The 15,360-nt window shown below is 61.8% G+C and carries 13 protein-coding genes; 8 read left to right on the forward strand and 5 right to left on the reverse strand.

Annotated features, from left to right (window positions below; all coding sequences use genetic code 11):
- Position 1: 1 nt before the first annotated feature.
- The 3 genes from Q8R81_RS13890 (at position 2) to Q8R81_RS13900 (ending at position 2,661) form a co-directional block, all read left to right on the forward strand.
- Positions 2-979 (forward strand): phytoene/squalene synthase family protein, encoded by a 978-nt coding sequence (locus Q8R81_RS13890; RefSeq protein WP_305618778.1) that lies wholly within the window; start codon positions 2-4, stop codon positions 977-979.
- Between the two features lie 99 nt (positions 980-1,078).
- Positions 1,079-1,921: a cytochrome b/b6 domain-containing protein gene (locus tag Q8R81_RS13895; RefSeq protein WP_305618780.1), complete on the forward strand. Its 843-nt coding sequence runs from the start codon at positions 1,079-1,081 to the stop codon at positions 1,919-1,921.
- Entirely contained in the window at positions 1,918-2,661 is a 744-nt protein-coding gene (locus tag Q8R81_RS13900) for a molybdopterin-binding protein (RefSeq protein WP_305618782.1), read from the forward strand. The genes Q8R81_RS13895 and Q8R81_RS13900 overlap by 4 nt, the downstream gene beginning before the upstream one ends.
- A gap of 88 nt (positions 2,662-2,749) precedes the next feature.
- Here the strand turns inward: Q8R81_RS13900 and gorA are convergent, their stop codons facing one another.
- Together gorA and pgi are read right to left on the reverse strand one after the other, a co-directional pair.
- Positions 2,750-4,108 carry a glutathione-disulfide reductase gene (gene gorA, locus Q8R81_RS13905; protein ID WP_305618784.1) on the reverse strand — a complete coding sequence of 453 codons (1,359 nt, stop codon included), beginning with the start codon at positions 4,106-4,108 and terminating at the stop codon, positions 2,750-2,752.
- A gap of 88 nt (positions 4,109-4,196) precedes the next feature.
- Entirely contained in the window at positions 4,197-5,720 is a 1,524-nt protein-coding gene (gene pgi / locus Q8R81_RS13910; RefSeq protein WP_305618786.1) for a glucose-6-phosphate isomerase, read from the reverse strand.
- A gap of 155 nt (positions 5,721-5,875) precedes the next feature.
- Here pgi and lepB point away from each other — a divergent pair, with 155 nt between their 5' ends.
- The 5 genes from lepB to Q8R81_RS13935 all read left to right on the forward strand — a co-directional run bounded on the left by lepB (position 5,876) and on the right by Q8R81_RS13935 (position 10,936).
- The gene (gene lepB / locus Q8R81_RS13915) at positions 5,876-6,739 is read left to right on the forward strand and encodes a signal peptidase I (protein ID WP_305618788.1); all 864 of its coding nucleotides are present in this window, start codon (positions 5,876-5,878) and stop codon (positions 6,737-6,739) included.
- Positions 6,688-7,410: a ribonuclease III gene (gene rnc, locus Q8R81_RS13920; RefSeq protein WP_371135372.1), complete on the forward strand. Its 723-nt coding sequence runs from the start codon at positions 6,688-6,690 to the stop codon at positions 7,408-7,410. Before lepB ends, rnc begins: the two co-directional genes overlap by 52 nt.
- Positions 7,411-7,457: 47 nt before the next feature.
- On the forward strand, positions 7,458-8,363 hold the full coding sequence (gene era, locus Q8R81_RS13925) for a GTPase Era (RefSeq protein WP_305618790.1): 906 nt from the start codon (positions 7,458-7,460) through the stop codon (positions 8,361-8,363).
- Complete coding sequence (locus Q8R81_RS13930; RefSeq protein ID WP_305618791.1) at positions 8,363-9,187, forward strand: SGNH/GDSL hydrolase family protein; 825 nt, start codon at positions 8,363-8,365, stop codon at positions 9,185-9,187. The genes era and Q8R81_RS13930 overlap by 1 nt, the downstream gene beginning before the upstream one ends.
- Before the next feature lie 162 nt (positions 9,188-9,349).
- Entirely contained in the window at positions 9,350-10,936 is a 1,587-nt protein-coding gene (locus Q8R81_RS13935; RefSeq protein WP_305618793.1) for a glycosyltransferase family 39 protein, read from the forward strand.
- A 10-nt stretch (positions 10,937-10,946) separates the two neighbouring features.
- Here the strand turns inward: Q8R81_RS13935 and topA are convergent, their stop codons facing one another.
- From topA to plsY, 3 genes are all read right to left on the reverse strand, one after another.
- Positions 10,947-13,586, reverse strand: a complete 2,640-nt coding sequence (gene topA, locus Q8R81_RS13940; protein ID WP_305618795.1) for a type I DNA topoisomerase — start codon at positions 13,584-13,586, stop codon at positions 10,947-10,949.
- 78 nt (positions 13,587-13,664) lie between these two features.
- A complete protein-coding gene (gene dprA, locus Q8R81_RS13945) occupies positions 13,665-14,783 on the reverse strand; it encodes a DNA-processing protein DprA (RefSeq protein ID WP_305618797.1) in 1,119 nt (372 codons plus the stop codon).
- The gene (plsY, locus tag Q8R81_RS13950) at positions 14,780-15,328 is read right to left on the reverse strand and encodes a glycerol-3-phosphate 1-O-acyltransferase PlsY (RefSeq protein WP_305619399.1); all 549 of its coding nucleotides are present in this window, start codon (positions 15,326-15,328) and stop codon (positions 14,780-14,782) included. Before plsY ends, dprA begins: the two co-directional genes overlap by 4 nt.
- Positions 15,329-15,360: the final 32 nt, after the last annotated feature.

Here is a 15,360-nt window from a genome sequence, read left to right on the forward strand (position 1 = left end):
CATGCAAGATCGCGCCACCCTCGTTAGTAACGCCCGCAAATCGATCCTGAAGGGGTCGAAAAGCTTCGCCATCGCCAGCCACCTGTTCGATAACGTAACGCGTGAAAGGGTCTGGCTGCTCTACGCCTGGTGCCGCCGCTGCGATGACATCATCGACGCGCAGGACCACGGTGGTGCATTGGGCGATCAGGCAGGCGCGGCCGATCGGCTGGCGCTGGTGCGTGAGAAAACAGCGCTGGCCTTTGCAGATAAGCCGACCGACGATCCCGCCTTCGACGCGCTCGGCCTCGTCGCGCGCGAAACCGGCCTGACGCTGGACATGGCGCGCGCCGTTATCGATGGCTTCGCGCTCGATGCCGCCGAATGGCAGCCCCATTCCGAGGCTGACCTTATGCGCTACTGCTGGCACGTGGCCGGTGCGGTGGGCGTGATGATGGCAGTGGTGATGGGCGTTTCGCCGGACGACGAAGACACGCTCGACCGGGCGTGCGACCTCGGCCTCGCCTTCCAGCTTGCGAACATCGCCCGCGATATCGAGGAAGATGACGCGGCGGATCGCAGTTACATCCCGCTGGACTGGCTGGCGGAGGAGGACATCCCGCCCGGCGAGCAGATGAAGCCGCATTACCGCCCCGCCCTCACGCGTATCGTGGCGCGCATGTGCAAGACGGCGGAAATTCACGAATGCTCCGCCCGCATCGGCGCATCGCGACTGAAGCCCCGGCAGCGCTGGGCGATCCTTTCAGCGGCGGGCATCTACGGCGAGATTGCACGTGAGGTTGCGCGGCGTGGCGACCATGCATGGGACCATCGCACGGTCGTTAGTAACGCGCGCAAACTGGGGTTCGTCGGCAAGGCGGCATGGGCCGCACTACGCCCGGTGCGGCGATCCTGTATAGCACTCGCAAGTACCCGGAAATACAGCAGAATGGAGCTTGTGGCGCTGTCCGACAAGAACGGTGTTCCGAAGTACACCTAGATGCACCTAGCTGCACCTACGCGCACTTGGACGACCGAAATCATCGTTTGAGATGCACGCAAAGCGTGTCACACTGCACAAGCCAAACGGAGATTGAACGTGGACGCCGAAACCTCGCCCGTTACGTTGCAAAATCCGCCCGAAGCCCCCCAAAAGCTCGTCTACCGCTCCCGCCTCCCCGTGCGGATCTGGCACTGGCTCAACGCCCTGTCGATCTTCGCCCTGCTGATGAGCGGCGCAACGATCTTCAACGCTCACCCGAGGCTCTACTGGGGCAAATTCGGTGCGAACTACGATCAGCCCTGGCTGGTGATCGGCAAGCGCGGGCAGGAAGGGTTCTTGGCACTCGGCGGCCTTGAAATCCCGACGACCGGCTTTCTGGGATACACCCCCTATTCCACCAAGGCGATCCCGCCGCTGTTCACGATTCCAAACTATTACAGCCTTGCCGAGGGCCGCCAATGGCACTTCTTTTTCGCTTGGGTGCTGGTGATATCGCTGATAGCATTTTTGATTTATGCCATATTATCCAAGCATCTATCACGCCATCTTGCAATTACTTCTGAAGAGCGGAAACCATCACACCTGTGGCAGGATATCAAGCAGCACGCGCGTCTGCGGTTCCCTACGGGTGAGGCCGCGCGGGCGTATAACCCTTTGCAGAAGATTGCCTATCTCGGGGTAATTTTCGTTTTAATTCCGGTGGTTATTCTGACGGGCATGACGATGTCGCCAAATCTGAATGCGGCTTTCCCGTTCCTGCTGGACATCTTTGGCGGTCGGCAATCAGCACGATCCATACATTTTCTATGTGCAGCAGCATTTTGCGCATTCATCTTCATCCATCTTCTGATGGTAGTGCTGGCAGGGCCGATCAACGAACTGCGGTCAATAGTTACCGGATGGTATCGACTGCCGTCAGCGCGAAAGGATTTGTTATGATTTCCCGGCGCGGTGCCTTGATCGGCGCGAGTGGGCTTTTGCTCAGCGGCTGTGACCGTATCACAACGTCACCAACGGTGCGTAAGATGCTGACTTTAGGTGAAAAAGCGACACTAACGGGGCAGCGTCTCGTAACGGACAGGAACGCCCTCGCCCCCGAATTCACCCGCGCCGACTTGTCCCCGCGCTTCAGGGTGAACGGCAACTTCATGCCGAAATCGCCAATCCACGCCAGTCACCTCGCCAACGGCTTTGCAGATTGGAAGCTGGAGGTTGGCGGGTTGGTCGGACGGCCCATGACGCTCACCCTCGCCCAACTCAAGGCCGCGCCGCAGCGCACGCAGATTACGCGACACGACTGCGTCGAGGGGTGGAGTGCGATCGGGGAATGGACCGGGGTGCCGTTGGCACTGCTACTGAGGCAGACAAAAATTTCCGATAAAGCACAATATATTGTATTCCATTGTGCAGATGACTTCTCAGGTATTCCCTACTACGAAAGCATCGACCTGATCGACGCAATGCACCCGCAGACAATCCTTGCCCACACGATGAACCGCCAGCCTCTCCCCGTCGGCCACGGCGCGCCGGTCCGCCTCCGGGTGGAGCGCGCGCTGGGATACAAGCAGGCGAAGTACGTCATGCGGATCGAGGCCGTGGCTTCGTTGGCGGGCATTCACGGTGGCAAGGGTGGGTACTGGGAGGATCGTTCCGGCTATCAGTGGTTTGCCGGAATTTGACGGCCCAAAAAGCGCGGCCCGCTACGTCAAGAATGTGACGTAACGGGCCGTAATTTCTATGTTTTTCAGCAACCTGCGCCGTAACGCATTACCGCATCAGCACGAGTTCTTCGGCCATCGACGGATGCAGCGCCACCGTATCATCGAAGTCCTGCTTGGTGAGGCCTGCCTTGACCGCGATAGCTGCGGCCTGAAGGATTTCCGGGCTGTCGGGGCCGATCATGTGAATGCCCAACACCTTCTCGGTCGTGGCATCGACAATCATCTTGTAGAGGCCGCGTTCGGGGCGGTGGCCGAAGATGTTCTTCATCGGGCGGAAGTCTGACGAATAGACCTTCACGTTGCCGCCATAGGCCTGCCGCGCTTGGCTTTCGGTCAGGCCAACGCCTGCCAGCGGCGGCTGTGAGAAGACGGCGCTGGGGATGCAGTCGTAGCTGATTGTGGTGTCCTTGCCGCCGAACACTCGGTCGGCAAAGGCCTGCCCTTCGCGGATCGCCACTGGGGTGAGTTGGACGCGGTTCGTTACGTCACCGACGGCGTAGATGCTGTCGCATGTAGTCTTGGCGTGACCGTCCACCGGGATTTCACCCTGCGCGCCGAGTTCGATCCCGGCGCTTTCAAGGCCGAGGCCGTCTGTTTTCGGCCGTCGGCCGGTCGCAACCAGCACCACGTCGGCGTGGAGCGGATCGGGCTGCTTGCCCACGTAGACGTCGAAGGTGCCGTCCTCACGCTTTTCCACGCGATCAAACGGGCAGTTGAATTTGTATTCGATGCCGCGCGCCATCGTGATCTGCAGCAGGCGGTCGCGCATGGATTCGTCATAGCCGCGCAAGATCGTCTCGCTGCGGTTCACAATCGTTACGTGACAGCCCAGAGCATTGAAAATGCCTGCGAATTCCATCGCAATGTAACCGCCACCGGAAATCACCACGCGCTTTGGCAGGCTTTCCAGATGAAACACCTCGTTGGAGGTGATGCAATGCTCGCTGCCTTCAAACTCGGGCATGACCGGCCACGCACCGGTAGCAACGAGGATGTATTTCGCGCTGATCTCGCGCCCCGAGGCAAGCTTGACCGTGTTCGGTCCCGTAACGGTGGCGCGTTCGAGGAAACGTTCGACCTTGTTGGTCTCAAGCGTGTTCGTGTAGGCGGTGTTGAGGCGATCGACGTCCTTCAAAACCGCGTCACGTAACGTCGGCCAGTCGAAGCTCATCTTCTCGACCGTCCAGCCATAGTTGGCTGCGTCCTGCAATTCCTCGGCGAAGTGCGAACCGTAGACCAGCAGCTTCTTGGGCACGCAGCCCCGGATCACGCACGTGCCGCCGACCCGGTATTCTTCGGCGATGGCAACGCGCGCACCGTGGCTGGAGGCAATGCGGCTGGCGCGGACGCCGCCGGAGCCTGCGCCAATCACGAAGAGGTCGTAGTCGAATTGCTGCTCAGACATATGCGCTCCTTGGTCGAACAGCGCATATGGCCTCTGGTCTTGCGCAAGACCAGAGGGATTAATGGGAAGCCGTTAGGCGACCTTACAATCAGGCACCGATTCCAGCAGCTGCAAGGAGGGCTTCGGTCGAAGGGTCAAAGCCTTCTCCCTCACCAGAGTCGATCTGCTTGGCGATGGCCTTGCCCAGTTCGACGCCGAACTGATCGAACGGGTTGATGCCGAGCATGGCCGCCGACACGAACGTCCGGTGTTCGTGGAAGGCGATCAGCGCGCCCAGCGTGGCGGGGTTCAGGTCATCACACAGGATCGTGGCAGAGGGGCGGTCACCGGGATAGTCCCGCGCGCCATCGTCAGAGGCAGACCCGGCCATGAGCGCTGCACCTTGAGCGAAGCAGTTTGACAGCAGGATCTGATGGTGGACGGGATCAAGGTCGTGGCCGGGCACTTTGACCGCCAGGAAATCCACCGGGATCAGGTGCGTGCCTTGATGCAGCAACTGGAACACGGCGTGCTGGGCATCGGTGCCTACCCCGCCCCATGTGACCGGCGCGCTGGCCCGCATGAGGGGTGAGCCATCGGCCAGCACACGCTTGCCGTTCGATTCCATTTCGAGTTGCTGGAGATAGTCGGGCAGCAGGGCCAGACGCTCGTCATAAGCGAAGACTGCGCGGGTCTGGCAGGCGCGCACTTGTGCATAGTAGAGATCGGCAAAGGCCGCACGGACGATGACGTTTTCGGCAAGGTCGATGTCGATGAAGTGGCGGTCGATGGCAGCGGCCCCGTCGAGGAACTCGGCAAAGCCTTGCCAGCCAAGGGCGATCGCCACCGGAAAGCCGATTGACGACCAGAGAGAGTAGCGGCCACCCACGGTTTCGGAAAATGGCAGGACGCGGGTTTCATCGACGCCCCATTCCACGGCCTTTTCCGGCGCGGCTGTCAGCGCGACCACGCGACCGAAGGGATCGGACACGCCGCCATCACGCAGCCAGTCCAAAGCGGAGTGGGCATTGGTCATGGTTTCGGTGGTGGTGAAAGTCTTCGAGGCAATGGCGATCATGGTGGTGGCCGGATCGCAGGCCTTCATCGCGGCTTCGAGCGCACAGCCATCGATGTTGGACACAACGTGGACCGCGACCTTCGCGCCCTCACGCGTCAGAGCATCAATGGCCAGCGCGGGGCCGAGCGCGGAGCCACCGATGCCGATGTGGATGAGGCTGTTGACCTCCCCTAACGCGCCTTCGTGGATCGCATCGACAAGCATCTGCATGCGGGCATGGAGGTCTGCGGCGTCCTCGACGCTGCTTTCCTTGCCCACGCCGCGCTGGGCAGTGTGTTCTGCGGCGCGCCCTTCTGTGTTGTTGATCTTTTCCCCGCTGATCAGCGCATCGCGGCGACCTTCAAGGTCCATCGCGGCGGCAATGGAGCCGAGCAGCGCTTCGACTTCGGGCGACAGGTGCGTTTTGGACCAATCGAAAATGATCGGACCGCCCGGTAGATCGACTGTGGCGGAATAACGTGCGAGCCGCATAGGATCGGCGAACAGGTCTTTCAGCGTGGGCCGGGGCAGGCCTTCCAGTGCCGTCCAGAAAAGTTCCGCTTGGGCATCGATCATGGCAATCCTCATCGTTTCGCATGTGCGTAATGGCCCTAATGCCCGCTAAGCAGCCTGCCGCCAAGCCGACTGTTCATTCACGGGCAAGCTTTGCAAACGTATTTCAGGGCTGTATTATTACGATAACACACTTGACGAAGGGGCTTGCGAGCAACATGACCGCGACGATGAACGACACGCCCGAAGCCAGCAGCACGCCACCGGTCCACCCGGCTTCCACTCCGCCAAGTGCGAAGAAGGAAAAGAAGGAGGACAGCTTTCCGGTCTTCCTGATCAAGCTGGTGTTGGTGGTGGCGATCTTCCGCAGCTTCATCTTCTCGCCGTTCAACATTCCTTCGGAATCAATGCTGCCCCGGCTGGAGAATGGTGACTACCTGTTGGCGGCGAAGTGGCCTTATGGATACAGCAGCTATTCGCTGCCGTTCAGCGCGCCGCTGCTGCCCAAGCGCATCTTTGCCAGTCAGCCGGAACGCGGTGATGTGGCGATCTTCAAGGCGCCCCCGGGCAACGATGTCGATTACATCAAACGCGTGATCGGCCTGCCGGGCGATACCGTGCAGATGATCGACGGTGTGCTGCATCTGAACGGCAAGGCCGTGCCCAAACAGAAGGTTGCCGATTTCGTTATTCCGGTCAGCGTCAACACCGATTGCCTTTCGACCGAGTTCGCTGTGACTGAAGCCGATGGCCGCCAGACCTGCCACTACCCGCAGTTCCGCGAGACGTTGCCGAATGGGAAGAGCTACAACGTGCTCGACATTGGCCGCCGCGATGCTGACAATACGGTTCCGGTGCTGGTGCCTGAAGGGCAACTGTTCCTGATGGGCGACAACCGCGACAATTCGATGGACAGCCGCTTCCCCGCGATGGAAGGCGGCGGCATTGGCCTTGTCCCTCAGGATAACCTGGTCGGCCGCGCCGCGATCATGATGTGGTCCACCGACGGCAGCGCCAACTGGTTCCTGCCGTGGACTTGGTTCACCGCCGCGCGTTGGGAACGGATCGGGGGCACGTTCTGAGCAAGCTTTCCTCCGAGAGCGTCACGTTCCTCACGGACCTGACCGGGAGCGCGCCCACGCGCGCCGATCTGTGGGCCGAGGCACTGACTCATGGTTCTATGGGTGAAGCACGCGATTACCAGAGGCTGGAGTTTCTGGGCGACCGGGTGTTGGGCCTGGTCATTGCCGATTGGCTGCATGAAAAGAGCGACGCTGCCGAGGGCAAGCTCTCGCAGCGGCTGAACGCGCTGGTCAGCCGCGAGACGTGCGCCGATGTTGCGCGTTCTATCGCCCTGCCGCTGCACATCCGGCTGGGAAAGCAGGCGCGCGACGATGGCGGGGCGCAGAGCGACAATATTCTGGGCGACGTTATGGAAGCGCTGATCGGCGCGCTGTTTGTCGAGCGCGGGTTTGATGCAGCGCGGGTGTTCGTGCGCAAGTTGTGGGACAAGCCGATGGCTTCGGGCACGGGCCAACGCAAGCATCCCAAGGCGGCGTTGCAGGAATGGGCGGCGGGCAACCGGCGCAAGCCTCCCGTCTACACGCTCGTCGCGCGCGAAGGGCCGGATCATGCCGCGAAGTTCACCGTCTCGGTCGAGGTGAAAGGCGTGGGCGATGCCAGCGCTACGGGATCGAGCAAGCAAGAGGCGGAAACTGCCGCTGCCAGCGCATTCATGCAGGCTTACGGCTGACGCGCATTTGGCCTACTATGGCCGAAGATTTTCAGAGAATTGGATTTATGACCGAAAAATGTGGCCTCGTGGCCGTCCTTGGCGCACCGAACGCCGGCAAATCGACATTGGTGAACGCTCTGGTGGGGCAGAAGGTGGCGATTGTATCGGCCAAGGCGCAGACGACGCGCGCGCGGCTGATGGGCATTGCGCTTGAAAATGTGGGTGATGACCGGGCACAGATCATCCTTGCCGATACGCCCGGCCTGTTCGAACCCAAGCGCCGGCTTGACCGCGCGATGGTGAGCGCTGCTTGGGATGGAGCGCAGGAGGCCGATGCGATCCTGCTGGTGGTGGATGCGCGCAAGAAGAAGCGCGACTACCTCGAACCGATCCTTGCCAGCCTGAAGGACCGGCCCGAGCGCAAGATCCTGGTGCTGAACAAGGTGGATTCCACGCCCAAGGAGCCGCTGCTGGTGATGGCAGAGGCGCTGACGACCGAAGCGCAGTTTGACGAGGTGTTCTTCGTATCGGCGCTAACCAACGACGGCGTGCCCGAACTGAAGCAGCGACTGGCGGCGCTGATGCCCGAGGCGACGTGGCACTACCCGGAAGATCAGGTGTCTGACGCAAGCGAGCGGCTGCTGGCAGCCGAGATCACGCGCGAGCAGTTGTACCGGCAGCTTCACGACGAACTTCCCTATGACAGCACGGTTAGGCCCGAGAAGTACCTGACGCGCAAGGATGGCTCGATTGAGATACACCAGCAGATCGTGATTGCGCGCGAAAGCCAACGGCCGATCGTGCTGGGCAAGGGTGGCGCGAAGATCAAGGCGATTGGCGAGGCTTCGCGCAAGGAACTGGCGCAATTGCTGGAAACGAAAGTCCACCTGTTCCTCCACGTGAAGGTTGATGAGAACTGGGCCGATGCGAAGGAAATCTACGAAGAAATCGGTCTTGAGTGGGTGAAGTGATGCGACTCCTGATATGCTCTGCCGTTGCCGCGCTGGTTTCGGCACCGCTGGCGGCAAAGCCTGCTGCGCCTGTTGCCGGTGACCGTTACGTTGCGATGGGCAGTTCGTTTGCAGCCGGTCCGGGTGTTGGACCCAATACGCCCAGCACGCCGCAGCGCTGCGGGCGCGGGACGCTGAACTATCCGAACCTGCTGGCGAAGGAACTGGGGTTAGAACTGGTCGACGCGACATGCAGCGGCGCGACCACACACCATGTTCTGGGGCCGTGGAATGAAGTTCCGCCGCAGATCGACAGCGTGGATGCGAACACGAAGCTGGTTACCGTGACCATCGGCGGGAACGACATTGCGTTTGTTGGCAATATTTTTGCGGCGGCCTGTGAACAGATGACCACACCCGATCCGCGTTGCCAGAAGTGGCGCGAGGTGACCGACGCGGAGTGGCAAGGAGACGAGGAGCGGATGCGGCGCATTGTGAGCGCCATCCGTGAACGCGCTCCAAAGGCGCGGGTGGTCTTTGTTGATTACATAACGGTCCTGCCGCCCAAAGGCGCCTGCGCCGCTGTCCCCATCACCGACGAACGGCTGAAGCAAAGTCAGGTTGCGGCAAAGCGCCTTGCCAAGATCACCGCGCGCGTGGCCAAGGCGGAAAACGCCGAAGTCTTGAGGTTCTCTGACCTTTCGCGCAACCACGCACCTTGCTCGGCTGAACCGTGGAGCAATGGAATGACCGCGCCAGAGGGCGATGGCATTCCTGTTCACCCGAACCGCGCGGGCCATGTTGCAGCGGCGAAAGCACTGGCTGAATTCCTGCGACGCAAATGAGCCTGCCCCGGTTTCCGGGCACCCTACCCCACTTTGCTGTACTGCAACACTCTTGCCGCAAATCTGACAGCAAGCGTTCATGACCCTCATCTAGTGCCGTAGCGAAGGGATCCGCCGCGCCACCCGTTAGGCCTCCGGATGCCATTGCAACGGAGTGCGGGAATGAACGAAGCGGGTGCGATTACCCCGGCGACTGTCGGGGCTGTGGCGATTCCGGTTTCGACAGGACGCACATCTCGACCAATCGCAACCGGATTGCAGCGGCTGCCCTCGTGGCTCATTCCTGCGCTCGCCTACTTGGGCCTGTTCCTGATCACGCGCAGTTTCCTGTTCGGCAATCCGGTGGTTCACATTGATGAGCAGTTCTACCTGCTTGTTGCCGAGCGTATGCGCGACGGGGCCGTGCCCTATGTCGACATCTGGGATCGCAAGCCGATCGGCCTGTTCATCCTGTATGAGGCATTCACCGCCCTGCCCGGCGATGCGCTGCTGGCCTACCAGTTCGGTGCCGCGCTGGCGACGGCTGGCACGGCGCTGGTCATTTCCCGGCTGGCGCGCGAGATCGCATCGCCCGCCGCATCGTGGCAGGCCGGGGCCGCCTATGTGCTGTTCATGCCTGCGTTCAACGCCGGGATGGGGCAGGCTCCGGTGTTCTACAACCTGCTTGTCGCAGGTGCCGCCTTGATCGTCGTCGATGCGATGAAGCGGAACGAGGACCAGGCACTGGTGGGGCGTGGGTGCGCGGCAATGCTGCTGCTCGGCCTGGCCATCCAGATCAAATATACCGTCATATTCGAAGGCGCTGCCCTTGGCTTGATGCTGCTGGCGCGCGGCTTTGCCGACATCTGGACGATGCGCCGCCTTGCCGGGGTCGCGCTGCTGTGGGTTGCCGTGGCGCTGCTGCCGACGCTGGCCGCCATCAGCTGGTATGCCGGGATCGGGCATCTTGACGCTTTCATTTACGCCAACTTCGTGTCGATTTTTGAGCGTGGTTCGGACGGCGCGCGATCCTATGGCCGCCTTGCCAAGGAGTTTGCAGCGCTGTTGCCAGTGTGGCTGGCGATATTTCGTGCGCCGAGGATGTTCGACACGTCAGGCGGATTGTGGCCGCGCTCGCACGGCATGCTGAAGATCTGGGGCGCGGTTGCCTGCCTTGGCTTCCTGCTGTTCGGCACGTGGTACGACCACTATGTCGCGCCTCTGCTGGTGCCGCTTTGCGTGCTGGCGGCCCCTGCATTGGCGCGCGTGCAGCGCGGGCAGCGCTGGTATGGACGCTTCCTGCTCGGCTTTGCGGCGCTGGCGGGGACAGTGGTGCCGGTCTATCAGGTCTGGCGGCACGGGACGACCGCGCAGTACGCGGAAATGAGCGCGCTGATTGCGCAGGAGATGCGCGGCGGCTGCCTGTTCATCTTTGAAGGCGAGCTGGCCTTTTACCGCACGATCCCAACCTGCCTGCCAACCACGCGCATCTTCCCCAACCACCTCAACACGTTCATCGAATCCACCGCCGTGGGCATGGATCCGACAGCCGAAGTGCGCCGCATCCTTGCCCATCGGCCCGATGTGGTCCTGATGTGGGCACCGCAGAAGCTCTATCTGCCTAATCTGGAGACGCGCGCCGTTATGGCCAAGGGGCTGGCGCGGGAGTACGAGCGTTATGCCCGCTACACCCTCGGGACGCGTGAATACTGGCTTTATCGCCTGCGTCCGAACCTGCGGAAACCCGCTGGTCCGAACGCGGCGCGCTAGCGTTGGCGGATTACTCCGACGTTTTGGCAACGGCCTTTTTGGCTGGAGCTTTTTTGGGCGCTGCCTTTTTTGCGGGAGCCTTTTTCGCTGCAGCCTTCTTAGGCGCTGCCGTTTCGGGGTCAGCTTTATTCGCGGGCGCTTTCTTGGCCGGAGCCTTTTTGGCCGGGGCCTTTTTCTTGCCCTTGGCCGGTCCCTTGGCCGCGCGCTCGTTGATCAGCGTCACCGCTTCTTCCTCGGTCAACCCTTCGGGCTGCTTATCCTTGGGCAGCGTGGCGTTGGTGGTGCCATCGGTGACGTAGGGACCATAGCGCCCCGCCATCAGCTTGATTTCTCCGCCCGAAACCGGATGTGCGCCGAACACCTTGAGCGGCTCGGCTGCAACCCGACCGCCACGCCCGCCCGCACCGGCAGCGGCTGCAGCAAGCAGCATGACGGCAGCGTTCATGCCGGTTTCGAACACTTCTGACGTGCTCTTGAGCCGCGCGTACTTGCCATCATGGACAAGATACGGGCCATAGCGCCCAATGTTGGCCGATATCGGATTGCCGCTTTCGGGATGCGTCCCAACTTCGCGCGGCAATGACAGGAGCTTGAGCGCCCATTCAAGGTCCATCTCGCCGATGTCCTTGGGGATCGAGGCGCGCTTGGCCTCCTTGCCCTCACCCAACTGGATGTAGGGGCCAAAGCGACCAGCTTTGCGCACCACCTCAAGATCGGTGACCGGGTCTTTGCCCAATACGCCATCTTCCGCGCCCTCGCCCTCGGCTCCGCCGGGTTGGGCGAACTTGCGGGTGTACTTGCATTCGGGATAGTTCGAGCAGGCAACGAACGCGCCGTACCGGCCACCGCGCAGCGAAAGCCGCCCGGCCTCGCACTTCGGGCACAGACGCGGGTCGGTGCCATCGTCGCGCGGGGGGAAAAGGTAGTCCGAGAGGAATTCATCGAGTTCGGCCGTTACTTCGCTCGGCTTCTTCTCCATGACCTCATCGGACTTGGGTTTGAAATCGCGCCAGAACGCGGCGAGCACCTTCTTCCATTCAGCGCGCCCGCCCGAAACATCATCAAGCTCATCCTCCATCCCTGCGGTGAATTCATAAGCGACATAGCGAGCGAAGAAGCGTTCGAGAAACGATGTGAGGAGTCGGCCTGATTCCTCTGCAAAGAAACGGTTTTTTTCAGTCCGCACATAGTTGCGGTCTTTGAGCACCTGTAGCGTCGATGCGTATGTAGAAGGACGCCCGATACCCAGTTCCTCAAGCCGCTTTACAAGGCTGGCTTCTGAATAGCGTGGCGGCGGCTGGGTGAAGTGCTGCGTTGCATCGACGCCGCGCTTGGCTGGCGTATCGCCTGCGTTCAGCGCGGGCAGCAGGTTCGCATCCTCGTCGTCGCCATCCGCCTTCTGGTCGCGGCCCTCTTCGTAGACAGCAAGAAAGCCGGGGAACTTCACGACCTGCCCGGTCGCGCGCAACTCATGCTTGCCGGTGCCATCGCGCAGAGTAACACTGGTGCGCTCAATATTGGCAGAGGCCATCTGGCTCGCCATCGCGCGCTTGTAGATCAGGTCATAAAGCCGCGCTTCATCGCCCGAGCCATAGCGGTCCTTGGTGAATTCGGTCGGCCGGATAGCTTCATGTGCTTCCTGAGCATTCTTGGCTTTCGTCTCGTAATGACGGGGTTTTTCTGGCAGATAGTGCCCGTCATAACGGTCAGAAATCGCCTTGCGCACGGCGGAGATGGCGCTGGGGTCCATCTGCACGCCATCGGTACGCATGTACGTGATCGCACCCGCCTCATAGAGCGTCTGCGCCACGCGCATCGTGTGGCTGGCCGCAAAGCCAAGCTTGCGCGCTGCTTCCTGTTGCAGCGTAGATGTGGTGAACGGCGGATAGGGATTGCGGCGGGTTGGCTTGGTTTCAACCTCTTCGACGCGGAAGGTGCCAGCCTCGACCACAGCCTTGGCCTTCAGCGCCGCGCCTTCGTCGCCCAGCGTCAGCTTGTCGAGTTTCTGCCCGTCAAACTTGACCATCCGCGCGGAAAACTCGGTCCCGCCCTGCTCGAGCCGGGCGATGACCGACCAGTATTCCTGCGCGCGGAACACTTCGATGTCGCGTTCGCGCTCAACGATCAGGCGTAGGGCCACAGATTGCACGCGGCCTGCCGATTTCGCACCCGGCAGCTTGCGCCACAAGACTGGCGAGAGGGTGAAGCCGAACAGGTAATCGAGCGCACGGCGTGCCAGATAAGCGTCGATCAAGTCCTGATCGAGTTCGCGCGGGCGCTTCATTGCATCGGTCACCGTCTGTTTGGTGATTGCGTTGAAAGTGACTCGTTCAACTTCCTTAGGAAGCACCTTACGTTTCTTCAGCAACTCCCTGACGTGCCATGAAATTGCCTCACCCTCACGGTCAGGGTCAGTTGCGAGGATCAGGCGGTCGGCAGTTTTGGCAGCATCGGTGATTGCCTTAACGCGCGACGCTTTATCGCCGTACATTTCCCAATCCATCGCGAAGTCTTCGTCCGGGCGGACCGAGCCGTCCTTTACCGGGAGATCGCGGATGTGCCCGTAGGAGGCGAGCACCTTGTAGCCGGGGCCAAGGTACTTCTCGATGGTCTTGGCCTTGGCCGGAGATTCAACAATGACAAGCTGCATGATCTGAAAAAGCAGTCCTTACGTGTACGTGTGCGCGAGGGTGGGGGCCTTCGGTTGGGTTCGTCAAGCGTTCGAACGTCAATTTGAAGACAGGCTGACCCGTCCTGCTGCATGGCGCGTCAACCTGCCCGCCAATTCCAGTTCGAGCAGCGCCATCTGCACCGCGCCGGCGCTAGCACCGCTTTGCCGGATGATTTCGTCGACGCCCACCGGGGCAAGTGTGAGCAACCCGGCGATGTCAGCCGGTTCATCCGCATCACTGGCTGCGAAGTCTGGCCCACTCTCACGAAAAGTGGACCGGGGCTGGCCTTCAAAGCCGACCAGCAGTTCGATCACATCCTCGGGCGATTGCACAAGGATCGCGCCATCGCGGATCAACTGGTTGCAGCCATGCGAGCGACTATCGAGCGGGGAGCCGGGAATGGCCATGACCTCACGCCCTGCCTCTGCCGCCAGCCTTGCGGTGATGAGCGAGCCGGATCTGGGCGCAGCTTCGACCACCAGCGTGCCGGTAGCCAGTCCGGCGATGATGCGGTTGCGGTGCGGGAAGTGGCGGGCCAGCGGTTCGGTACCGGGCGGCATTTCGGCGATGAGCAGGCCTTCGCAAGCAACCTGTTCCTGTAGTTCGGCGTTTTCGGGCGGGTAGGCGATGTCCACGCCGCTGGCGATGACGCCCACGGTGCCGCCGCCGTCAGCCATCCCGGCCAGCGCACCGCGATGCGCAGCCGCGTCGATCCCGCGCGCCAAACCGGAAATCACGGCATAGCCCCTCCCCGCCAATGCCGTTGCGAAATCGCGAGACAGCTTCACTGCCGCAGCCGAGGCATTGCGGGCGCCGACCACTGCCACCGAAGGGCGCGCAAAAAGCGCTGCATCTCCGCGCACCGTGAGGATCGGAGGCGGGCTTTCCAGCGCCGAGAGCAGTGCCGGGTAATCTGGCCCATCGTGAAAAAGATAACGCGCGCCGGATTTGCGCACTGCGGCCACCTCCGCGTCGATCCGCTCAATTGCGGCGGGGCGATAGGGCGCGCCGCCCCTCGCCGCGAGGTCTGGCAGAGCGTCAATCGCTGCCGTGGCGGTGCCGAACCGCCGCAACAACTGATGGTAGCTGACAGGGCCGATGTTGGGTGAGCGCAGCAGGCGGATGCGGGAGAAAGCCTCGTCGCGTGAAAGCGTGGTCGGCGATGCTCTGGTCACGTCTTGCTGCCGACCTTGGGTTCGGTCCCGGCGCGCAATCGCGCAATGTTTTCACGGTGCAGGAACACCACGAGCAGCGCCAGAAAACCCAGCACCGGCACGTAGGCCATGTGCCCGAGCAGCAGCGCTGCCACGGGGGCTGCCACCGCTGCGCACATTCCGCCGAGCGAAGAAATCCGGCTGATGAACAATACACCCAGCCACACCACAGCATAGGCCAGCCCGATCGGCCAAGCCAGGCCGAGCGAAATGCCCATCATCGTGGCCACGCCCTTTCCGCCCTTGAACTTCAGCCACACGGGGAAGCAGTGGCCCAGCACGGCAGCAAGCGCGGCCAAATCCTCGCTCCCCGGCCAGACATGGCGGGCGATCACCACTGCTGCCAGGCCTTTGCCCATGTCGAGCAGCAGGGTGGCAGCGGCAACGCCCTTCTTTCCGGTGCGCAGCACATTGGTTGCGCCGATGTTGCCCGATCCGATGGCGCGCAGATCGCCGCCCCCGGTGACGCGAGTGAGGATGAGGCCGAAGGGCAAAGACCCCAACATATAGCCAACGAGCAGAGGCAAAAGCGTGTCCA

The sequence above is a fragment of the Novosphingobium sp. genome (assembly GCF_030696665.1).
Lineage (GTDB): Bacteria > Pseudomonadota > Alphaproteobacteria > Sphingomonadales > Sphingomonadaceae > Novosphingobium.